This is a genomic window from Streptomyces acidiscabies (assembly GCF_020010905.1).
GTDB lineage: Bacteria > Actinomycetota > Actinomycetes > Streptomycetales > Streptomycetaceae > Streptomyces > Streptomyces acidiscabies.
In genome coordinates, this window is record NZ_JAGJBY010000002.1 from 277,045 (window position 1) to 299,064 (window position 22,020).

Genomic DNA, 22,020 nt, shown 5'->3' on the forward strand with positions numbered 1-22,020 from the left:
CTACGTCAGCGCCGACAACCCCGGCGCGAACGTGATCAGCAGCGGCAGCAGGGGGATCAGCGCGGCCACCGTCGTCGTCAGGGCCCGGTGTCGGCGCAGCAGGCGCGGGGGCGGCTGGAGGAGGCGGTCCACGCGTTCGCCGAGGAGGCGGTGGCTGGAGGCGCAGGAGAGGACGCCCCGGTGCTGGTTGAGCTCGATGAGGGCCAGGGCGGTCGTGAGGTGCCCGCAGCGCCGTGACGCCGTGTCGTCCGCGGCGAGTTCGACGAGGCGGTGGGTCTGGTCGCAGAAGTGGGCGAAGAGGGGGACGCGGGGGAAGCCGGTCGCGAGGGCCGTCGAGAGGTGCAGCAGCCAGTCGTGGTGGGCGCGCGCGTGCCCCTTCTCGTGGGTGAGGACGGCGTCGAGCTGGTGCGCGGTGAGCCGGTTCAGCGCGCCCGTGGTGACGATCAGCTGGGGCGGGCTGCCGGGCAGCCACCAGGCGTCCGGGTACTCGTCCTCCAGGACGAGGAGGGGCCCGCGCGCGGAGGGCAGGCCCGCCGGGAGGTCCGGCGCGCGCTCCCGCAGCAACGCCCGGTCGCGGACGCGCCGCCGCCGGGCCTCGACCAGCTCCCGCCCGAGCATCGCCGTCGTCCAGGCGGCCCCGCACGCCAGCAGCAGCGTCAGGACGACCGCCCACACAGGCGCGGCCGACAGGTCGTACGCCTCGGTCACCTCCCGGGGCGCGGGCGCGAAGAGCTGTGTACGGACCGTGTGGAAGACCGCGGCGACGCCCAGCGTCAACGCGGTGACGCAGCACAGCAGTACGGTCGCCACGAGGCACTGCCACACCCACAGCCCCACCACGGGCTCCCGCTCCGGCCACCGCGCCCGCGTCAGCGCGCGCGGCACCGGCACCGCGGCCGTCAGCCCGACGGCGCTCAGCAGAAGCAGACAGATGGTCATCCCACGGTTTCCGGATTCTGCTCGGAGGACGTACACGGTTGTGCGGTGAACCAGCAGGCCGGCGTCACGCTGTCACGCTCCCCGACCCGGCCGGGCGGCATCCCGGCCTCACGGGTCCTCGCGGCCAGTATGACCGCGAGCCCCGACGCCGTCAGCCCCTTGGCGGCGAGGCGCGCGGGCGGCCGTATCCCCGGCTCGGGGCGGACAGCACCCCACACACCTCACACACCCCAACAGTCCGTACACGACACCCCTTTAGGTCGGATACGGGAAGTTATCCACAGGCTGGGACGCAATCTTGACGGAGCGGTGCGAACGGGGAGACTCTGGGCGGGTGCCGGAGGGCCTCGGGGAGGGAGCTCTCGCTGGGCGCATCTGGGGGGCGGATGGCCGAAGGGGAGGCCGGCCGGGGGTCGGCGGGTCGTGGCGTACGGCAGGGCGGGACGGGAGCAGGGACCCGGCTCGCGCGGCTGGAGGCGACGATGCGCGGCAGACTCGGCCGGGAATGCGTGTACGTGCCGTCGTGCCGGTTCGGGCTGTACGTGGCGCTGCGCCACTGGTGCCCGCCCGGCGGACGGGTCCTGATGTCGCCGGTCAACGACGACGTGATCTTCTTCGTGGTGCTCGCGGCGGGCCTGCGGCCCGTCCAGGCCCCCCTGAGGCCGCTGGACGCGTCGATCGACGTGGACGCGGTCCCGGAGGCCACCTGGGGCACCCTGTCCGCCGTACTGACGACGAACCTGTACGGCAACCCGGACGACGCCCCGCGCCTGCGCGCGAGGTGCGACGCGCTCGGCATCCCGCTGTTCGAGGACGGCGCGCACGCGATCGGCAGCGAGGCGGGCGGCAGGGCGGTCGGCGCGTGGGGCGACGCCTCCGTGTTCAGCCTGTCGAAGCACGTCGGCGCGAAGGCGGGCGGGTTCCTGTCCTGCGCGGACGCGGGTCTGCGCGACGCCCTGGAGAAGGCCCGCGAGGACCTGCTGCTTCCCGCGCGGCCGACGGCCGAACTGGCGTACGCCGTACGGCCGTACGCGGAGGCCGCCGTACGCGGTCTCGGCCTGCGCCGGGCCGCCTGGGCCACCCTGCGGCTGCTGGGGCGGATGGAGCGCGAGGAGATCCGGATGCCGCTGCGGCCGGCGGACCTCGCGCGCGCGGGCGCCACCGCCACCGGCCTGGCCGCGTACGACCCGTGGGTCCGCGTCGACATGCACGACTACCGCCTGAGCGCCGGGAACGGCCGCCTCGCGCGCGTGGGGCGCAAGCTGGACCGTCTGGACGGTGTGCTGACGGCCTGCCGGGAGGGTACGGAGCGTCTCCTCGCGACGCCGTGGGCGCGCGCGGGCGACGGCCCGCCGCAGCCCCTCTTCCGGGTCCCCCTGTTCGTCGAGGACCGGGACGCCGCGCGGGAGGCGCTCGCGCGCCGGGGGATCGTCGTCGGGTACCTGTACGACCCGCCGCTGGACGACTACGCGGGCGCGGAGTTCACGGACGTGTCGCCGGACCCGTCCGGGGCGCGCTGGTTCGCGCGGCACGCGCTGCCGGTCGACCCCCTGCGCGCGCGTGAGGTGATCGCGGCGCTGACGGAGGCGGGGGTGGCACCCGCGCGTGCACCGGGAGGGACCCGTGACTGAGACGCGGGCCGAACCCAGACAGCGCGCGGCGGCCGGTGCGCGCGAGGAGACGAAGGACGCGCCCGCGCGCGGGGGCCCCGACTCCCTCTTCAGGAACGCCTACTTCCTGATGCTCAGCACGGGCGTCTCCGCCGTCCTGGGCCTCGGGTTCTGGCTGGTCGCCGCCCGCTACTACTCCGAGGAGGCCGTCGGGCAGGGCTCCGCCGCCATCGCCGCGATGCGGCTGCTCGCGAGCATCACGGCGACGACGATGATCGGCGCGGTCGTCCGGTTCGTCCCGCGCGCGGGGCGGGCGACGGGGGCGCTGGTGTGGCGCGCGTACGCGGCGAGTTCGGTGGTCGTGGTGATCGCCGCGTGCGTGTTCCTGCTGACGCTCGACCTGTGGGGGGCCTCGTACGCGCCCCTGGGGACGCCCGCCGCCGGCGCGGTGTTCGTCGTCGCGTGCGTCGCGTGGGCGCTGCTGACGCTCCAGGACGGGGTGCTGACGGGGCTGCGCAAGGCCCTGTGGGTGCCCGTCGGCAACGCCGTGTTCTCCATCGGCAAGCTGATCCTGCTCGCCGTGTTCGCGACCGCGCTGCCGGCGCTCGGCATCTTCGTCTCCTGGGCCGCCGCGATCGCCCTGTCGACGGTGCCGCTCGGCTGGCTGATCTTCCGCCGGCTGATCCCGCGCCAGCAGGCCGCCGACCGGCACGTCGAGCCGCCGCGTCTGCGCGAGATGGGCCGCTTCCTCGCGGGCGACTCGCTGGGCGCGCTGTTCAGCCTCGCGATGATCAACCTGCTGCCGGTGATGGTCGCCGTGCGCTTCAGCGCGGCGGAGAACGGCTACTTCTACGTCGCGTACACCGTCGGCGGCACGATGGAGTTCATGGCCATCAACATGGCCTCCTCGCTCACCGCGCACGCCTCCCACGACCCCCGTCACCTCGCCGACGGCGTACGGGGCGCGCTGCGCCGGATGACGCTGCTCCTCGTACCCGTCGTCCTCGTGCTGGTGCTGTTCGCGCCGCGCATCCTCATGCCGTTCGACGAGAACTACGCCGAGCACGGGACGACGGTGCTGCGGCTGCTGGCCCTCGGGGCGCTGCCTCGGGTCGTGGTCGAGCTGTACATCGGGGTGCTGCGGGTGCAGGGGCGGACGGGGATGCTCGCCGCGCTCCAGGGGGCGATGTGTGCGCTGGTGCTCGGGTGTGCGGCGGTGTTGTTCGGGCCCGCTGGGATCGCGGGGGCGGGGTGGGCGGTGCTGCTCGGGATGACGTTGATCGCGGGGGTGTCGGTGGTGGGGTTGCGGGCGGCGCTGCGGCCGGAGGGGGCGGGGTGGGGGCGCTCTGCGCGGGCTTCGGGGTCGGCGCCGGGTTCGGTGTCGGCGCTGGCCTCGGCCTCCGCGCCTGCGCCTGCGCTGGAGTCCGCTCATCGGCTCGGCGCGACCGCCGGGTATGCGACGGCCTCCGGGTACGGGACGAGCTGGGCTCGGCGGGCGGCTGTCGCGGACGAGGACACCGTGCCGTTGTTCATCGGGTGGCCGGGGTACGAGCGGGAGGCGCTGGAGGCGGACACGCTGGCGGTGATCGTGTGGCCGCAGGGGCGGGGTGGAGGTGTGTCGGCGGCGGGGGTGCGGTCGGGGGTCGTACCTGGGTACTACCCGGGTACGCCTCCGGGGTCGGCCTCCGAGCTGTCCTCGGGGTCGTCGTCCGAGTCCTCCTCGGGGCCGCCTGCGGGTGGGCTCCTCGGTGGGCGGGGCGTCGAACCGGCGTACGGGGCGCGGGGATTGTGGTCCGAGAAGGGGCAGCGGTGGCTGCGGGGCGGGGTGTGGACGGCGCTCGTCGCCGCTGTTGTTGTGTTCGCCTTCGGGGTGCGGGATCTGCCGTGGCTGCGGTCCTCGGGTACTACGGGTACGGCGTCCGGGTCCGTCACCGGGCGGGCGATGCTCGACGCGCTGCCCTGGACGGCGCTCGGCGCCGGGCTCGTGCTGCTCCTGCTGTACGCCGGGGCGGTGACGCTCGGTCTGCGGCGCGATCCGTGGCTGCCGGGGACGGTGCTGGGGGCCGTGGTCCTCGCGCTGTACGCCGTACCGGTCTCGCTGGGGCGGGAACCGGAGGCGGTGGGCGGGACGTTCTATACGGAAACGGCGCGATTCCTCGCGGAGGCGATGGGGCTCGACGGGCCCGTACCGCTGCTGCGCTGGGCGCCGCCGCTGTGCCAACTGCTGTGCCTCGTCGCGCTGTCGCAGGTGCTCGCCCGGCTGGGGGAGCGGCTGCGGCTGCCCTGGACGGCGCGCTGGGGGCTCGTCTATCTCGCCGCCCTGGGGGGCTGGGCGTGGCGAGAGGCCCTGGCGCCCTTCGCGCCGCCGACTCTCGCCGCGCTCTTCGTCCTCGCCGTGCTCCTCTCGCTCCACCGCGCCCCACCGCGCCCCACGACCTGATCCAACGCCGAACGACAGGGGGGAACCGTCGTGCGCACACCGAACCAGAGAACCGGACCGGACCCGGCCAAGGGCTCCCAGAGCGCCGAGACGTCCCACCCGAACACAGACACCTCGGAACCACCCGGCGCGGGGCCGGACGAGGGGGGTACGGGTGCGCCGGGGGGCGAACGGGGGGAGGGGACACGGAAGTTGAGGCTTGGTGGGGTGGGTGAGCCGTGGGGTGGTGCCCGGGAGTCGGGGGCGGGCGAGGGGTTCGACGGTGCGGGGCGGGTGGGTGCGGGTGAGGGCGGGGCGCCGGGGGGTGCCGGGGAGTCTGGGGCGAGCGAGCGGTTTGGCGTCGCCGGGGAGGCGGGGGCGGGCGAGGAGTTCGGCGGTGCGGGGGAGCTGGGGACGGGGGAGCGGCTCGGCAGTGTCGGGCAGTTGGGGCGGGGGGAGCGGGGCGGTGGTGCCGGGCGGGTGGGCGAGGGGGAGGCCGGGGGCGGGGAGCCGAGGGGGGCTGGTTCTCCGGGCTCGGAGGGCGGGGTGGCGGAGAGGGGTGCGGAGCCGGGGGGCGGCGGAGTTGGGGGGATGGGTTCGGGTGAACCGCTGGGCGAGGGCGGGGGGTTGAGGGGCGCCGCTCGGGTGGGCGTGGGCGAGGGTGGAGAGCCGGGGAGCGCTGTTTGGGCGGGTGCGGGCGAGACCCGAGAGTCGGGGGGTGCTGCTTGGCCGGATGATCCTGGGGCTGGGGCTGGGGCTGGGGCTGGGGCTGGGGGCGCGGGTGCGGGCGTGGTGCCGGGGCACGGCGCTGTTGCGGGGACGGGGTCGGGTGAACCGCTGGGCGGGGGCGGGGGGTTGAGGGGCGCTGCTCGGGCGGGCGAGGCCGGAGAGCCGGGGAGTGCTGCTCGGGCGGGTGCGGGCGAGACCCGAGAGTCGGGGGGCGCTGCTTGGCCGGATGATCCCGGGGCCGGGGCCGGGGCCGGGGCCGGGGCTGGTGCTGGTGCTGGTGCTGGTGCGGTGGGCGCGGGCATGGTGCCGGGGCACGGCGCTGTTGGGGGGGCGGGGCCGAGTGAACCACTGGGCGTGGGTGAGGAGTTGGAGGATGCCGCTCGGGTGGATGTGGGCTTCGCCGAGTCCTCGGGGAGCCGGGGGCGTTCCGCGCGTGCGGGGCAGGTGCGGGTTGTTCGTTGGCCTGAGGCTGCGGGGCAAGGGGGCGCGGGGGAGTGGGGCGAGGCCGGTGGGGAGTCCGTGGAGGCCGAGAGGGAGGTAGAGCGGGGGTCCAGGGGCGTGACGCAGTGGGTTGCGGGAGCTGCCGGGGCCGGGCCTGGGGGGCGGTCGGGCGGTGTCCTCGGTGAAGCCGAAGTCGGCTTCGGGGTACGGGAGTCCGACGTCTCCGCCTCTCCCTTCGGTGGTCCTGTGGGTTCCTCGGAGGGCCCGAGGGCCGTGGTTCCTTCGGGGGAGCCGGGGCCGTCCTCAGGTTCCGTAGTCCCTCCGGGGGGCCCGGTGTCGTACCCAGGTGTGTCCCCCCTGGGGCGTACGGAGCCGTCCGTGGCCCCGCCGAGCACCCCCGTCACCGCCCTCGCCGAGGACCCCGTCACCGATCTCGCCGACCTCCCGCCCGCGCGCCCCTGGTACCACTCGGCGTTGTGGCCCGCGGCGGGGCTGGCCGGGGCGATGGGGCTGTGGGCGTACGCCGTGCGGCACACGGACGTCGGGGAGTTGGACGACTTCGGGCTGCTCACGGCGCTGCACCCGGCGTTCTGGGCGGGCCTGGTCGTGCTGACGGCCGGGTTCTGGTCCACGCTCGTCAACTCCCGCCGCAGGCACCCCGCTTGGGCACCGGCGTACGTCATCGGCCTGTTGGTGATGGAGCGCGCGACGCAGGCCGTCCTGTACCCCACCCCCCTGTACGCCTGGGCGTGGAAACACGACGCGGTGATCGACCACCTCCTCACCGCGGGCCGCCTCCAGGGCTCGGACACCCTCGGCGACATGGCCGTCTACGACCAGTGGCCCGGCTTCTTCGCGGCGCAGGCAACTCTCGTACGGCTCCTGGGAGTCGACTCGGCGGCCCAGCTCATGGCGTGGTGGCCCCTCGTCTCCAGCCTGATGCTGCTGCTCCCCCTGCTGCTGATCTACCGCACGTTCACGGAGGACAGGCGCCTGGTCTGGACGGCGGTATGGCTCTTCTACGTAGCCAACTGGGTGGGCCAGGACTACTTCTCCCCCCAGTCCGTCGCCTTCGCCCTCCACCTCGGCGTACTCGCCGTAGTCCTCAGGAGGTACGCCACCCCCCGTACCCCCGACGCCCGCTCCCGCGCGGCCGTATGGACCGTCGTCCTCACCCTGTTCGTCGTGGGGATCGTCATCTCCCACCAGCTCACCCCGGGCATGCTGGTGATCTCCCTCGCGGTCCTCTTCTTCGCGCGCCGCTACCGCGACAGGGTCCCGATCGTCACCACGGTCGTCATCTTCCTCGCCTGGTGCCTGACCGCCGCGCTGCCGTTCCTGTCCGCGACGATGCCGGACATGCTGCGCTCGGTCGGCGACATCGGCGGCAACGTCGAGACGGGCTACGGCGCCACCCCCACCGGCACGGGCGCGATCGCGACCTCCTGGGCCGCCCGCCTGCTGTCCGCGTCGGTGATCCTGCTCGCGGCGCTCGGCGCCTGGCGCCAACCGGTGCTGCGCCACCGGGCGTTGCCCCTGCTGCTGCTCGCGATCGCCCCGCTGCCGATGTTCGCGGCGAGCAGCTACGGCAGCGAGATGATCTTCCGCGTCCTGATGTTCATGCTCCCCGGCGCCGCGTTCTTCGCGGCGGCGGCGCTCATGCCGCAGGTCAGAACCCTCACGGCGACGGAACTCAACCCCCGTACGCGCCAACGGCGTTACACCTGGCTACCGCTCGCGGCCCTGCTCGCCGGCACGCTCGCGTTCGTCCCGAGCTACTCCGGCAAGGACCGCATCAGCTACTTCCCGCCCGCCGAGGTGCACCTCGTCCAGCAGGTCTTCGACCGCGCCCCGGAGGGCTCCCTGGTCGTCGCGGCGGACCGCAACTACCCACTGGCGTACGCAGATTACTGGCGCGTCGACCACTACTGGTTCCTCGACGACTCGCGCGCGCACGTGGACAAGATCCTGCGGAACCCGGCGGCGACGCTCGCCAGTGACATGTCGGCCGTCGACTCCCCGGCCCGCGCGTATCTGGTCCTGTCCCAGGGCCAGTACGCCGACTCGGAGATGAACGGCCTCCTCACGAAAGCCCAGTTGGACCACATCCGCGCCTCGGTCGCCGCGTCACCCCTGTTCGAACGGGTCGCGGGCAACGGCGCGGGGGTGGCGTACGTGCTGAAGGAGACGGCCCGATGACCCCGCAGGAACTCGTCGTCCGGATGGCGGCCCCGTTCGCCGGCTGGCTCGCCGTCAGCTCCCTCGCGCTGCCCGGCGGATCCCCGCTCAGAGTCGCCGCCGTCGTGCTGTTCCTGGCGGCGGGGCCGGGCGGGGCCCTGGTCAGAATCTGCGGGCCCGCGCTCGCGGCGCGGCCCGCCGAGGGTCCCGTCGAAGGCCGCGACCCGGCCTTCGCACGCCACTCCGACCTCCTGGAGCGGCTGATGCTGACCGTCTTCGTCAGCGTGTCCGCCGTCCTGGTCGTCGGGACGGTGTTCATCGCCACGCACGCCTTCAGCGCGCAGCGCGTCCTGCTCACCCTGACGCTGCTGACCACCATCGCGGCGTTCTGCCCGCGCCTGCGCGCCTCCCCGCGGACTGTGAAAGGTACTGCCCTGTGAGGTGGCTCCACCGTTTACGACCTGCCCGCCGACGACCGGTCTACCGCTCAGGTACGACGGGCCGGCGTACCCCGGGGGTACCCCGTACCCCTCCCTCTCACGGACGACACCGGGGACGACCCCGCCCCCGCCCCCGGCGCCTCGCCCTCACCGCCGTACTCACCGCGGGCGTCACCCTCACCGCCGTACTGCTCCTGAGGGACGACTCCTCCGGCGACCAGGATCGGGGCGGCTCCCGGCCCACCACCCAGGGCGGCCGGTGCGCGCCGACGGCTCTGCTCGAACCGCCCTGCGGGGCCTGGTTCGGCGCGTTCGTGCCGCACGACAAGGACGACCTTCCCGAGAAGGTGAAGGGGTACGAGCGGCAGATCGGCCGCCCCCTCGACATCGTCTACACGTACCACGACATGTCCCTGGTCCAAGGGGCGCGCAGGGAAGGCCAGTTGCTCACCGACGAGGAACGCGAGGTCGGCAAGGACCGGCTCCTGCTGCTCTCCTGGGAGAGCAAGGTCTGGGGCGGTACGGCGGCCCAGCAGCCCACCTGGAAGCAGATCAGCGCCGGTGACCTCGACGACTCGGTGATCGACGTCCAGGCCGAGCGGATCAAGGCGTACGGGAAGAAGGTGTTCCTCTCCTTCGACCTGGAGATGGATACGCGTACCCCGGACAGCGGAACTCCCGAGGACTACGTACGGGCCTACCGGCACATCCACGACCGGTTCCGCGAACTCGGCGTCACCAACGTCGTGTGGACCTGGATCACCACCGGGTACCTGGGCCACGCCGACCTCATCAAACGGATGTACCCCGGTGACGACTACGTCGACTGGGTGGCCTACAACCAGTACAACTACTACCGGTGCCACAAGGCCGGCTGGCTCTCCTTCGCCCAGACCCAGCAGGCCACGCACGACTGGATGCGCAGGAACATCTCCGACGACAAACCGCTGATGCTCTCCGAGTTCGGCACCGCGGACGACCCGGCCCGCCCCGCCCGCCAGGCCGACTGGTACGCCGAGGTCCCCTCGGTCCTCAAGAAGCTGACCGGCGTCAAGGCGGCCCTCCAGTGGAACTACCGCGACCCCGGCCCGAACTGCGACTTGGCCGTGGCCAACTCCCGGGCCTGGTCGAGCCTGCGCGAGGCGGTCTCCGACCCGTACCTGAACCAGCCCCTGAAGTAGTACACGGGGACTACCGGGGCGGGGTGCTCCCCCCGCCCCTTCAGCGCCTCCCGATACCTGAGGGGTAGACGGTTAATACCCGAGAGCCACCCCCGCCCCACCCTCGCCACCAGCGCCGCACTCACCCCGCGAACACCGGCCCCTTCACCGCCGCCCGCCCCTTCCGGTACCACCGCCACGCCACCGTCCGGGGCGCATCCCGGTACGGCGCGATACGCGCCTCCCTACCCGAGAGCCAGTCGGCGACGTCCCCGACGGTATGACTCCGCCGCACGATCAGCCGCGCGATCCGGTGCGTCTCGTCCCGCTCCGAACTGAGCGCGTGCCGTACGGCGGTCGCCGTCTCGTACCCGGCGGCTGCCGCCATCCGGCGCACCCGGCGGTCGTTGTAGCCGTGCGGGTAGGCGAGATGACGGACGCGGTGACCGAGGGCGTCCTCCAGCACGGCGCGGGAATGGCGCAGTTCGTGCGCGAGGTCCCGGGGCGCGAGGGTGTCGAGCTGCGCGTGGGTGACGGTGTGGCTGCCGATCTCCATCCCGGCCCGCTCCAACTCCCGTACGCCGCCCAGCGACATCATCGGCGCGGGCGGCAACAGGCTGCGCCCGCCCGGGGTGATGGCGCCGGTCGTGAGGTACGCGGTCGCGGTGAGCCCCCGCGCGAACACCGCCTCGGCGGTCGGCCCCGGCAGGTCCGCGAACCCGTCGTCGAACGTCAGCAGCACCGGCCTCGGCGGCAACGCCGCCCGCCCGGCGAGGAAGTCGGCGAGCGCACTGATCGTGACCGGCGTACGGCCACTGTCGACGACCGCGTCCAGATGCGCGCCGAACAGCTTCGGCGTCATGGTGAACTCCGCGATCCAGTCGGGGGGTTCCTCCATCACGGCGTGGTAGAGGAACACGGGGATGACACCCTCGTCCCCGTCCCCCGCAGGTACGACGCCCTCGTCCCTCCCGGGTATGCCCCCCTCGCCCCCGCTCACCGCGCCGCTCCCCGCCCCCACGCCGCACGCAACGCCCACCGCGCCCGCAGATACCCGACCGGGCCGTACAACATCCCGCGCCGCTGGAGCCTCGACAGCCGCCGGGGCCACGGATGATCCCGGTCCCCGTGCACACCCGGCCCGGCAGAAGCCGGACGCGCCGTCGAGTCCCCCCGACCCCCCTCCACCCCACGGCTCGCCGTCAACGCCCGCGCATAAGCCACCCCCTTGGGCAACCTGGCGAGGAACCCCGGCACCAGCCCGGGACTGTTGACCAGCACCGCCGTCAAATACGCCCCCAGCCCCGCCCCGTACCCGTACGCCTGCGTCTCCAGGTCCCGCCACGTCTCCCGGTGGTGGTGCCAGACCAGCGCGTACGGCGTGTAGTGCAGCCGGTACCCGCGCGCCAGCACCCGGACGAAGCCGTACAGGTCGTCACCCCCGCGAGCCAGGGTGCCGGCCCCGGTCGCCGGGTCGAAGCCCCGTACCTCGCGTAGTACCCGGGTACGGAACGCCATGCTGGCCCCCGACCCGAACCGCCCGGCGGTGAAGGGGAACAGGGGCTCGTCGGCGGGCGGCGCGGCGGGGTCGTACGTCCTCGGCACGAATCCCTTCGAGAAGCCGCCGTGGCTCTCCAGGAGGACCTGGGCCGGGGTGCGCAGCCGTGCGGGCAGGATCAGGCCCGTCGTGCAGCCGAGGCCCGGATCGGCGGCGAACGGCGAGGTCAGCTCGGTGAGCCAGCGCGGATCGGCGACGACGTCGTCGTCCGTGAACGCCACGACCTCCCCGCGCGCCGCGGCCACCCCCCGGTTGTGCGCGACCGCGAGCCCCGGCACCGGCTCGCACACGTACCTCACCCGCTCGGCGTACTTCTCCCGTACGAGATCCCGAGTAGCCCTCGTCGCGGGCGCGTTGTCCACCACCACGATCTCGAACCGCGGATGATCCTGCGCGAGCATCGAGTCGAGCGCGTGCACCAGCTTGCCGGTCCGCTCGCGGGTGGCGATGACGACGGTGGTGTACGGCGGTGGAGGCCCGGTCGCCGGCTCGGTGGTGTCCTCCAACTGGCCCACCCCCTGAGCCAGTTCACTGAGTGTCGCCTTCGGGTCCGCCCCCTCCGGGACCTCCCCGAGGAGCGTGCCGACCGGCCGTCCCTCCCTGCGGACCAGCACGAACACCGGCCCCGAGGTCACCGGCGGGCTGCCAGGACCGGGTCTCAGGACCGCACCCCCGCCGGTCAGGTCCAGCTCACCGACCTGGACGGGCCGGACGGCGAGGAAGCGCCGTATCTCGTCTCGTACCTGGGACGTACGGGTCGTACGGGACATGAACCCCCCTGATGTCATGAGCCCTCAGGTATCACCCTGCGGCGTCACCCCTGTGCTGCCCGCCGCGCCGTTCAATCCCCCCGCTGCCCGGAACCCTCCCGCTGCCGCCCCGCCCCCCGAAGCCGCCCGGCGCTCTTCAGCGCGCGCGCCGCAGCGCTCGCGAGCCGTGGGCGCCCGCGCACGAAGTGGTGCGCCCGGCGCGAGGGTTCACGGCTCAGCCAGTAGAGCGCCGCCCCCACCCCCGGCCGCGTCCACGCACCCTCGTACACGGGGATCTCGCCGGTCTTCAGCGCGTCCTTGTACTCGGCGGCCCCCCGCCCGAGATCCAGCGTCCCGATGCCCTCCGCAGCCGCCGCCTCGGCCATCCGCAGATGCAGCACGAGCCCTGGCGAGAACTTCGCGAACTCCGTGTCGTACGACGGGAACCAGCAGGCCAGGACGGTCGACGAGCGCAGCCCGAAGTGCGCGGCGACGGGCCGCTCCCCGGCGTACAGGACGGAGAGCGTGCCGGCGCACTCCGGCGCGCGGGTGTCGGCGAGGCGTGCGACCAGGCGCGTGATCCACTCCTGCGCGAACCGGTCACGCCGGCCGGTGCGGCGGTACTGCGCCGACTTCCACGCCATGAGCGTGCGCAGCGCGGCCGGGTCCCGCTCGTCGAACACGAACCTCAACTCGCCCGCCTGACGCCCGAGTCGGCGCTCCTTGGCGAGCGTCGTCCGCAGGAACTTCGGGGACTGGCCGCGCAGGACGGACGCGTACGCGTCGTAGCCCTTCTCGACGTCGATGACGTATGCGGCGTACTCGGCGGCGGCGTGCGGGACGAACAGGCCCTGTTCCGCCTCCAGGTTGTCGAAGGCGAAGCTCGACAGGGCGCAGGCCCGCATCAACTCGGCGGCGTCCAGGCCGAGTCCGGGTGCCAGGATCGCGCCCTGGGCGTCCGACACGCCGTGCGCGAGGGCCTGGCCCATGCCGAGCGCGCCGCGCTCGTGGGGGAGGAACCCGACGGGTTCGCGCCCCTCGTACACCACCGCGACCCGCGTACGCGCCCGTACGCGCCCCACGGCCTCGGCGAACTCCGGTTCCATGAACGGATTGCGCGGAGCCGGTGAAGCGGCCCGCAGGGCCCGCCACCGCTCGCGCTCCCCCTCGCCCAACTCCTGCGCGCGCAGCACACGAATGCGCCCACTGTTCAACCTGACCCCCCGATCAAGTCCCCCCTGGACACAGGGACCGTACCCCTCCGGACGGGACCAGCGGTAGATAGCGCCCCATGTTGTTGCCAACTGGTGCAGTCTTCGCAGAACCGTTGGCATTTCGATGGCGATTCGATGACGAACGCCGTTCCGATGTCCTCATCGTCGTCCCGCGCGGGTGCGCGCTGATCGGAACGGGCCTCCTCGCGCGCGGGAGGTGCGAGACGGGCCGTCGGGCCTCCCGGAGGCGGTGCGGTCCGTATTCTCTGATCATGGCCGCACCCACCACCCCCGCTTCCGGCACGCGCGCGTACGCCCTCGTCGCCACCGACCTGGACGGCACGCTCCTGCGCGCCGACGACACCTTCTCCGACCGCTCGCTGAGCGCCCTCCAGCGGGTCGTGGAGGCCGGCGCGCGGCACCTGGTGGTGACCGGCCGCCCGGCCCCCCGGGTGCGCCCGCTGCTGGAGATCCTGCGGGGCAGAGGGCTCGCGGTGTGCGGCCAGGGAGCGCAGGTGTACGACGCCGGCGCGGACCGCCTGCTGTGGTCGGTCACGCTGGACCGGGAACTCGCGGAGACCGCGCTCGGCAAGATCGAGGCGGAGGTCGGCCAGGTGTACGCGGCCGTCGACCAGGACGGCGTGGACGGGCTGACGCTGATTGAACCGGGCTACCTGATGCCGCACCCGACGCTCCCCGCGCTGCGCGTGGGACGCCGCGAGGACCTGTGGTGCGAGCCGATCAGCAAGGTGCTGCTGCGTCACCCCGCGCTGACGGACGACGAGTTGGCGGCCACCGCGCGCGCGGCGGTCGGTTCGCTCGCCACGGTGACCATGTCGGGGCCCGGCACGGTCGAGCTCCAGCCGAGCGGCGTCACGAAGGCCACGGGCCTCGCGCTGGCCGCCGAACGCCTCGGGATCGCCCCCGAGGACACGGTCGCCTTCGGGGACATGCCGAACGACATCCCGATGTTCGAGTGGTCCGCGTACGGGGTCGCGATGGCCAACGCGCACCCCGAACTCAAGGCCGTCGCCGACGAGGTGACGTTCTCGAACGAGGAGGACGGGGTGGCGACCGTTCTTGAACGGATGTTTCCGTAACGCGCCCCCTATAGGGGCCCCGATCCGAAACCGGGGCTCCTACAGGGACGCCGATCTCCCGGAGGGCGTCCGGGAGGGACGGTCAGTACGCGCCGTACACGTTGTCGATCGACCCGTACACCGCCGCCGCGTAGTTGCACGCGGCGGTGATGTTCGCGATCGGGTCGTACGGGTCGTACGCCGTCCCGGCGACGTGGTACGCCTGGAAGGTCGGGTCGATGACCTGGAGCAGACCCTTGGAGGGCGTGCCGGCGGCGGCGTTGGAGTCCCAGTCGTTGATGGCCCAGGGGTTGCCGGAGGACTCGCGGATGATGTTGCGGTAGATGCCGTCGTAGCTGCCCGGGATGCCCTTCTGGGCCATGATCGCGAGGGATTCGCGGATCCAGCCGTCCAGGGTGTTCGGGTACCCGGCGACCGTGGACGACGAGGGGCCGGTGGCGGCGGAGGCGCTGGTCGCGCCGGCGATCGGGAGGGCGAGCAGGGCCGTGCCGGTGGCGGCGACGGCGAGGGCCCTGGCGAGACGCTTCTTGCGGATTGCGGGCATGGCGGTGTTCCTCTCCGGCGCCTGCGAGGTGAGCTGTCGGGTTCGGGCGGGGAGGTGCCCGGCCGGCCACCGGGGGCGGTGGCGCGGCTTCACCCCGAGCCGCTCCGGAGACGTGTCCGGCGCGGCGTACTACCTGGGTCCCCCGCTCCTGCCGTACGCGAGTGGTCGTGGATGAGGTGGTGAAGGGCGGCGGCAGGATTAGGCGTCCGCCCGACTCGGCGGAACGTATGCGAGAGCACATGTCCGGAACAAGTGCCCGATTCACATCTCGCCCCTATTGACCTCTGCCTGAGGCGTATGAGGTGCTTGATCCTTTGCGACCGCCAAGTGTCAACTCGCCAGCAGGGGCAAGGGGGAAGAGGGGCGGGGGAGAAGTGGCCGGAGGAAGTGCCCGTGACTCAACTCACGAAATAGCAATAACGGCAAAATGGACACAAGGTGACCATTTCTCAAGATGGCACGCCTTATTTACCAATAAGCTGCATAACGGGCGTGATCCGATAGCGCCCGTGCTGTAACCGTGGGGGCTATCGGTGATCGAAACGTGACCGGATACGCTGACTTGAGTGATGGCAGCGACCTATCGACAAACCGTGTAATCGCCAACAGTCGCCAGTGGGCAACAGCAGACAGGAGATCCCTCGTGACCGTCGTCGGGCCGTTCGGGCTGAGCGTGCGGGACCAGGCACTGGAGGCCGATGTCCAGGCAGGACTGGCTGCCGTCGAGGAGGGTCTGCTCGAAGCCACCAAGAGCGAGGTCCCCTTCATCACGGAGGCCGCGCAGCACCTCGTGCGCGCGGGAGGCAAACGTTTCCGGCCACTCCTGGTGATGCTCGCGGCGCAGTTCGGCGATCCGTACGCGCCCGGTGTCGTGCCGTCCGCCGTGGGCGTCGAGCTCACGCACCTCGCCACGCTGTACCACGACGACGTCATGGACGAGGCCGAGGTCCGGCGCGGGGTGGCCAGCGCCAACACCCGCTGGGGCAACTCCGTCGCCGTCCTCACGGGTGACTTCCTCTTCGCGCGCGCGTCCCAGATCCTCGCCGACCTCGGGCCCGAGGTCGTCCGCATCCAGGCCGAGGCGTTCGAACGGCTCGTCACCGGCCAGATCCTGGAGACCGCGGGCCCCACGGACGGCCGTGACCCCGTCGACCACTACCTCGACGTCCTCGCCGGCAAGACCGGCTCCCTCGTCGCCGTCTCCTGCCGCTTCGGCGCGATGACCTCCGGCGCGGACGAGACGGTCGTGGACGTCCTCACGCAGTACGGCGAACGCCTCGGCGTCGCCTTCCAGCTCGCGGACGACGTCCTCGACATCGCCTCCGACTCCCACGAGTCCGGCAAGACCCCCGGCACGGACCTGCGCGAGGGCATCTCCACGCTCCCCGTCCTGCGCCTGCGCGAGCGCGCCGCCCGCCTCGGCCTTGCCGAGGACATCGCCCTGTGCGAACTCCTCGACTCCGACCTCACGGACGACACCCGCCACGCCGAGGCCCTCACGGCGCTGCGCGCCCACCCAGCCCTCGAACAGGCCCGCCGCGACACGGTCCGCTACGCGGAGGAGGCCCGCGCGGCCCTGGCACCCCTGGCGGAGTGCGACGCGAAGGTGGCGCTGGTGGAGATGTGCGACGCGGTGGTGCACCGGGCGGGGTGAGGTGGGCGGGGTCGGCCCGGTGCTGTGGGCTGGCCCCCAGGTACGACCCCGCGACCCCTGAGAGAAGTACGGGGTGCCGGTGGGGCGTGTCATACCGCAGGAGTACGTGGAGTTGGCTCTGCGGGGTGACGCCGGTGACGGGTCCGGTTTGGTGTCATGGATGCAGACGCAGGACCACTGCTCACCGATTCGGGTGAGAATGGCGGTCGGGGTGGGTTGCCCAGAGACGCCCACCGGCCGCCGCCGACGACGGAGGTAAGGCAGACATGGCACCGAACGCATCCGACGACCCCCGGACCCCGCTCACGGAGGCCGACGCGGACGAGGCGAGGTCCCGCCGCCGCAGGACGGCCGCCCGGTACGTCGTTCCGGTCACCGTCGTGGGCATGGCCGCCGCCACCATCGGCCTCGTCCCCGCCATCGCCAACTCCGGCGACCCCGACCTCCCCAAGATCACCGCCCAGCAGCTCCTGGACAAGGTCGCCGCGTCGGACGTCCAGCAGCTCTCCGGCACGGTGAAGATCACGACGGACCTGGGCCTCCCCAACCTCGGAGGCATGGAGAGCAGCCTCCTCTCCGGCGCGACCCAGTCCTCGGACACCTCCGCGGCCGACCCCACCGCCAAGCTGACGGAGCTGGCCGCGGGCACGCACACGCTGCGCGTCGCGACGGACGGCCCCGAGAAGCAGAAGCTCTCCCTGCTGGAGAACGCGGCGGAGTACAGCCTGATCCACAACGGCAAGAACGTCTGGGGCTACGACAGCAAGTCGAACGAGGTCTACCACTCGACGCTCTCCGAGGAGGCCCGCAAGGACTCCCAGGCCCCGGCGACCCCGAAGGACCTCACGGAAGAGACCCTGAAGGCGATAGACCCGACGACGTCGGTGACGGTGGACGGCACGGTCCACGTGGCGGGCCGCGACGCCTACAAGCTCCTCGTCACGCCCAAGCAGTCCGGCTCGACGGTCGGCGCGATCAGCATCGCGGTGGACGCGAAGACGGGCCTGCCCCTCAAGTTCACGCTCACCCCGAGGAGCGGCGGCGCGGCCGTGATCGACGCCGGCTTCACTCAGGTCAGCTTCGACAAGCCGGCCGCCTCCACCTTCGACTTCACCGCCCCCAAGGGCGCGAAGGTCACCGAGGGCGACACGATCCACGGCGACAAGGGCAAGGACGCCCCCGGCAAGGACGGACTCGGCAAGGGCGCCCTCGGCGAGGACCTCACGGGCCTGAACGTCCTGGGCAAGGGCTGGACCACCATCGCCGCGTACGACACGGGCAAGGAGCAGGGCGTCCCCTCCTCCTCCGACTTCCCCGACGCCGGCGCCCTCGGCGGCTTCCTCGGCTCCTTCGGCGACAAGGTCTCCGGCGACTTCGGCAAGGGCACGGTCTTCTCCACCCGCCTGGTCAACGCCCTGATCACGGACAACGGCAAGGTCTACGTCGGCGCGGTCACCAAGGACGCCCTGGTGAAGGCGGCCGAGGGCAAGTAAGTACGGTTAGAGGGAGTACGACCACCGCGTCGTCACGGGATCGGGGGAGCCATGCCACAGCCGTCCACCACGGAGCCGGACCCGCAGCCCGCCAAGGCTCCGGGACCGGCGGCCCCCTCCGAGGGCCCGGCTCCCGCTCCCGACGACGCCGTCATCCACACCCACGCCCTCACCAAGCGCTTCCGCGGCGGCCAACTGGCCGTCGACTCCCTCGACCTGACCGTCCCCCGGGGCAGCGTCTTCGGGTTCCTCGGCCCGAACGGCTCGGGCAAGACGACGACGATCAGGATGCTGATGGGCCTGATCGCACCGACCTCGGGGACGGCGAGGGTGCTGGGCAGGCCCATGCCGGGCGCGGGCCGCAAGGTCCTGCCGGAGGTGGGCGCGCTGATCGAGGGCCCCGCGCTGTACGGCTTCCTGTCGGGCCGCGACAACCTCGTCCGGTACGACGCGGCGGACCCGACGGCCGACCCGCGCACCCGGAGCCACCGGGTCGCGTCGGCGCTGGAGCGGGTCGGGCTGACAGCGGCGGCCGGCAAGAAGGCGCGGGCGTACTCGCTGGGCATGAAGCAGCGCCTGGGCCTCGCGGCGGCGCTCCTCCAACCCAGGCGCCTGCTGGTGCTGGACGAGCCGACGAACGGCCTCGACCCGCAGGGCATGCGGGAGATCCGCGCGCTGATCAGGGAGCTGGCGGCGGACGGCACGACGGTCTTCCTCTCCTCCCATCTCCTGGACGAGATCGAGCAGGTGTGTACGCACGCGGCGGTGATGGCGCGCGGCCGGCTGATCGTCCAGGGCGAGGTGGGCGAGCTGGCGGCGCGCACGCGCGGCCGGCTGGTGGTGACGACGCCGGACCCGGCGGACGCGGCGCGCGTGCTGAAGGAACAGGGCCTCGCGGACGTGACGTCGGAGGGCGAGCGGGTCACCGCGGAGCCGCCGGAGCGCGACCTCGCGGAGGTGAACGCGGCACTGGTGGGCGCGGGCGTCAGGGTGCGCGGCTTCACCCTGCGGCGGGCCTCGCTGGAGGACGCGTTCGTGGAGCTGACCGGAGAGGGATTCGATGTCGCGGGTTGAGACGGCACCGGCGGTGCGGGCGCCGAGCCCGCTGTGGACGCTGGGCCTGCTGCGCAGCGAGCTGGCGATCACGCTGCGCCGCTGGCGGACGCTGGCTCTGCTCGGCGTCCTCGCGGCGGTCCCGGTGCTGGTCGGCATCGCCGTACGGATCGAGACGGGCGACGGTTCCTCGGGCGGCGGGCCCGGTCCCGGCGGCGGGGAGGGTGGGCCCGCGTTCATCTCGCAGGTCACCAACAACGGGCTGTTCCTGGTGTTCACGGCGCTGGCGGCGACCCTGCCGTTCTTCCTGCCGATGGCCGTGGGCGTGATCGCCGGGGACGCGATCGCGGGCGAGGCGAGCGCGGGGACGCTGCGCTATCTGCTGGTCGCCCCCGCGGGCCGTACCCGGCTGCTGCTCACGAAGTACGTGACGACGATGGTGTTCTGCCTGATCGCGACCCTGGTGGTGGCGGTCTCCGCGCTCGCGGTCGGGGCGCTGCTCTTCCCGCTCGGCGACCTGACGACGATCTCCGGCACGCGCATCACGTTCGCCGAGGGCCTGTGGCGGGCCTTCCTGATCGCACTGGTGGTCGCCGCGTCCCTGATGGGCGTAGCGGCCCTGGGCCTCTTCATCTCCACCCTGACCAACAGCGGCATCGCCGCGATGGCAACGACGGTGGGCCTCCTGATCACGGTCCAGATCATCGACCAGATCCCCCAGCTCCACGCCGTCCACCCCTACCTCTTCCCCCACTACTGGCTCTCTTTCGCCGACCTGATGAGAGAACCGATCTACTGGCCGGACCTCCAGAAAAACCTGGGCCTCCAGGCCCTGTACGCAGCAACATTCGGCTCAGCAGCGTGGGCCCGCTTCACGGCGAAGGACATCACGGCCTGATCCATCACCCACGTACCTGCGGCACCCCGCGCCGCACCACAGCGAACCCGCACCCACCCACCATCACCACCCCCCCTCACCCCACCTCATCCGGAAACCGCGCCAACGGCGCCTCCCCCGAGAAGAACCCCTTCGCCCGCGCCACAGCCTCCCCGTCCTTGAGGACATCCTCCCGATCGGTCCCGTTCCCGAGCAGCACCCCGCCGAAGCGCATCCTCATGAACGCGGCGGTGTGATGCAGGGTCCCGGCAAGAGGGTCGGCGAGGGACGCGCGAGAGGCGTACGCGGTGACCCCCCAGAGCGTGCGCCCGGCCATCGCCCCCCGGAAATCCACCCCGGGCACCCGCAGCCACCCCGACCAGTGGTCGAGGTACCGCTTCGTGAGCCCGGAGACGGAGTACCAGTACAGCGGCGAGGCGATGACGAGGTCGGTCGCGGCGAGGGTGGCGTCGAGGAGATACCGCGCGTTGGGGTCGGCCGGCGCCGCGTACCCCTCGTCGTGCCGCAGATCGGCGAAGTCGGGAAGCGGCCGGTCGACGAGCCGGACCCACTCCTGCTCGACCCCCTCGGGCAACTGCTCGGCGGCGCGGCGCGCGAGGAGCTCGGTGTTCCCGCCCTGACGACTGCTGCCGAGCAGGAACAGGAAACGACGGTTCGTCATGACGACCCCCCAGAGATCAGATGAGGAGTGATTATATGCGCGCGCAAGAATCGAGGCGGATGGCCGAAACGGAACCCCACCCCACCCCCACACACCGCCCTCACCTCAGCTCCCAGGGCAACAAGGAGGCCACGGCAAGCAGCACTCCCTCCTCCCCCCGACGCCCCACGATCTGCAACCCCAGCGGACACCCGTCCGCCCCCACCCCCGCGGGCACACTCACCGCCGGATGCCCACTGAGATTGAACGCCCAGGTCAGAGCAGTGGAGTACCGCTCACCAGGCCCTTCATGCCCATGAGCCGCATGAGGAGTCACCGGCGTCAACACCAGATCCACGCGCCGAAACACCTCGTCCAACCGCCGATCATTGACCTCCCGCACCCCGACGCCACCCGCACCCGACGTCCCCACCCCCCGAACCCCCAACCACGCCTCCGCCGGATCCTCCAACCCCACCGACCCCCCGACGAGCCGCACACCCCCCGCCCCCACCAACCGCCCCACAGCCGCCCGAGCCACCCCCACCGGCTCCGCATCACACCCGGCAAACCCCAGATCCGCGGACCAGACAGCATCCACCCCCCGCCCCACCCCCGCCACAGCCTCCCCGGACAACACCCCCCAACACGCAGCCGCATCCCCCGCCTCCCGGGCGAAGAACCCCGGCGCAGCGAGCCCCGTACGATCCGGACTCGCCAACCGCCCGTTCCCCACCTTCATCCCGAACACCCCGCACCAGGCGGCAGGAATCCGCACGGATCCGGCCCCGTCACTCCCAGTAGCCAGGGGTACTACCCCCGAGGCCACGGCAACAGCGGACCCGGCGGACGACCCCCCGGGCGTCCGGTCGTACCGCCAGGGGTTGACGGTACGACCATGCCGCCCGACCCCCCAGGTCCGCCAGGGCGTCCCCGCCCCAGGCACAGCGGTACGCCCCACAGGAACGCACCCGGCGTCGAAGAGAGCCCCCCACTCGGACCGCCCCCCTTTGACGGCGATCGGCACCCCGGCCAACGGCAACCACTCCCCGTCCCGCACCCGAGCGTCCACGGCACGCGCCCAAACGCCCGCCTGAGCCCCCCACACCTCCCGAAACATGCACAGCACCGGATCAATCCGCTCCAGCCGCTCCAGGGCCCCCTCCAGCACCTCCACGGCACTCACGGCCCCCGACCGAAC

General features: G+C 72.6%; 17 protein-coding genes and 1 riboswitch. Of the genes, 10 read left to right on the plus strand and 7 right to left on the minus strand.

The window, feature by feature from the left end:
• A complete protein-coding gene (locus J8M50_RS28205; RefSeq protein WP_010353993.1) occupies positions 1 to 939 on the minus strand; it encodes a M56 family metallopeptidase in 939 nt (312 codons plus the stop codon).
• Positions 940 to 1,325: 386 nt separating this feature from the next.
• Here J8M50_RS28205 and J8M50_RS28210 point away from each other — a divergent pair, with 386 nt between their 5' ends.
• The 5 genes from J8M50_RS28210 (at position 1,326) to J8M50_RS28230 (ending at position 9,937) form a co-directional block, all read left to right on the plus strand.
• A complete protein-coding gene (locus J8M50_RS28210; RefSeq protein ID WP_075692933.1) occupies positions 1,326 to 2,570 on the plus strand; it encodes a DegT/DnrJ/EryC1/StrS family aminotransferase in 1,245 nt (414 codons plus the stop codon).
• Between the two features lie 109 nt (positions 2,571 to 2,679).
• Positions 2,680 to 4,989, plus strand: a complete 2,310-nt coding sequence (locus J8M50_RS28215) for a lipopolysaccharide biosynthesis protein (protein WP_372462336.1) — start codon at positions 2,680 to 2,682, stop codon at positions 4,987 to 4,989.
• Positions 4,990 to 6,516: 1,527 nt separating this feature from the next.
• Positions 6,517 to 8,337: a hypothetical protein gene (locus J8M50_RS28220; RefSeq protein WP_010354355.1), complete on the plus strand. Its 1,821-nt coding sequence runs from the start codon at positions 6,517 to 6,519 to the stop codon at positions 8,335 to 8,337.
• A complete protein-coding gene (locus tag J8M50_RS28225; RefSeq protein ID WP_010354354.1) occupies positions 8,334 to 8,756 on the plus strand; it encodes a hypothetical protein in 423 nt (140 codons plus the stop codon). Before J8M50_RS28220 ends, J8M50_RS28225 begins: the two co-directional genes overlap by 4 nt.
• On the plus strand, positions 8,753 to 9,937 hold the full coding sequence (locus tag J8M50_RS28230; protein WP_010354353.1) for a glycoside hydrolase family 26 protein: 1,185 nt from the start codon (positions 8,753 to 8,755) through the stop codon (positions 9,935 to 9,937). Before J8M50_RS28225 ends, J8M50_RS28230 begins: the two co-directional genes overlap by 4 nt.
• Before the next feature lie 121 nt (positions 9,938 to 10,058).
• Here J8M50_RS28230 and J8M50_RS28235 read toward each other — a convergent pair whose 3' ends face one another.
• The 3 genes from J8M50_RS28235 to J8M50_RS28245 all read right to left on the minus strand — a co-directional run bounded on the left by J8M50_RS28235 (position 10,059) and on the right by J8M50_RS28245 (position 13,437).
• A complete protein-coding gene (locus J8M50_RS28235) occupies positions 10,059 to 10,814 on the minus strand; it encodes a polysaccharide deacetylase family protein (RefSeq protein ID WP_178854955.1) in 756 nt (251 codons plus the stop codon).
• Between the two features lie 98 nt (positions 10,815 to 10,912).
• Positions 10,913 to 12,244 (minus strand): glycosyltransferase family 2 protein, encoded by a 1,332-nt coding sequence (locus J8M50_RS28240; RefSeq protein WP_010354351.1) that lies wholly within the window; start codon positions 12,242 to 12,244, stop codon positions 10,913 to 10,915.
• A 71-nt stretch (positions 12,245 to 12,315) separates the two neighbouring features.
• On the minus strand, positions 12,316 to 13,437 hold the full coding sequence (locus J8M50_RS28245) for a GNAT family N-acetyltransferase (RefSeq protein ID WP_050987237.1): 1,122 nt from the start codon (positions 13,435 to 13,437) through the stop codon (positions 12,316 to 12,318).
• A gap of 272 nt (positions 13,438 to 13,709) precedes the next feature.
• Here J8M50_RS28245 and J8M50_RS28250 point away from each other — a divergent pair, with 272 nt between their 5' ends.
• Positions 13,710 to 14,537 carry a Cof-type HAD-IIB family hydrolase gene (locus J8M50_RS28250; RefSeq protein ID WP_010354349.1) on the plus strand — a complete coding sequence of 276 codons (828 nt, stop codon included), beginning with the start codon at positions 13,710 to 13,712 and terminating at the stop codon, positions 14,535 to 14,537.
• A gap of 82 nt (positions 14,538 to 14,619) precedes the next feature.
• Here the strand turns inward: J8M50_RS28250 and J8M50_RS28255 are convergent, their stop codons facing one another.
• Positions 14,620 to 15,081, minus strand: a complete 462-nt coding sequence (locus tag J8M50_RS28255) for a transglycosylase SLT domain-containing protein (RefSeq protein ID WP_010354348.1) — start codon at positions 15,079 to 15,081, stop codon at positions 14,620 to 14,622.
• A gap of 5 nt (positions 15,082 to 15,086) precedes the next feature.
• Positions 15,087 to 15,259: riboswitch (cyclic di-AMP (ydaO/yuaA leader) on the minus strand.
• A gap of 465 nt (positions 15,260 to 15,724) precedes the next feature.
• On the opposite strand from J8M50_RS28255, the gene J8M50_RS28260 reads away from it, so the two are divergent.
• From J8M50_RS28260 to J8M50_RS28275, 4 genes are all read left to right on the plus strand, one after another.
• Positions 15,725 to 16,735: a polyprenyl synthetase family protein gene (locus J8M50_RS28260; protein ID WP_010354347.1), complete on the plus strand. Its 1,011-nt coding sequence runs from the start codon at positions 15,725 to 15,727 to the stop codon at positions 16,733 to 16,735.
• 266 nt (positions 16,736 to 17,001) lie between these two features.
• Positions 17,002 to 18,228: a LolA family protein gene (locus J8M50_RS28265; protein WP_010354345.1), complete on the plus strand. Its 1,227-nt coding sequence runs from the start codon at positions 17,002 to 17,004 to the stop codon at positions 18,226 to 18,228.
• A 51-nt stretch (positions 18,229 to 18,279) separates the two neighbouring features.
• Positions 18,280 to 19,302, plus strand: a complete 1,023-nt coding sequence (locus tag J8M50_RS28270) for an ABC transporter ATP-binding protein (protein ID WP_010354344.1) — start codon at positions 18,280 to 18,282, stop codon at positions 19,300 to 19,302.
• On the plus strand, positions 19,289 to 20,179 hold the full coding sequence (locus J8M50_RS28275; protein WP_010354343.1) for an ABC transporter permease: 891 nt from the start codon (positions 19,289 to 19,291) through the stop codon (positions 20,177 to 20,179). Before J8M50_RS28270 ends, J8M50_RS28275 begins: the two co-directional genes overlap by 14 nt.
• A 76-nt stretch (positions 20,180 to 20,255) precedes the next feature.
• Here the strand turns inward: J8M50_RS28275 and J8M50_RS28280 are convergent, their stop codons facing one another.
• A complete protein-coding gene (locus J8M50_RS28280; protein ID WP_010354342.1) occupies positions 20,256 to 20,840 on the minus strand; it encodes a flavodoxin family protein in 585 nt (194 codons plus the stop codon).
• Between the two features lie 100 nt (positions 20,841 to 20,940).
• Entirely contained in the window at positions 20,941 to 22,005 is a 1,065-nt protein-coding gene (locus J8M50_RS28285; protein WP_119611455.1) for an amidase, read from the minus strand.
• Positions 22,006 to 22,020 lie beyond the last annotated feature (15 nt).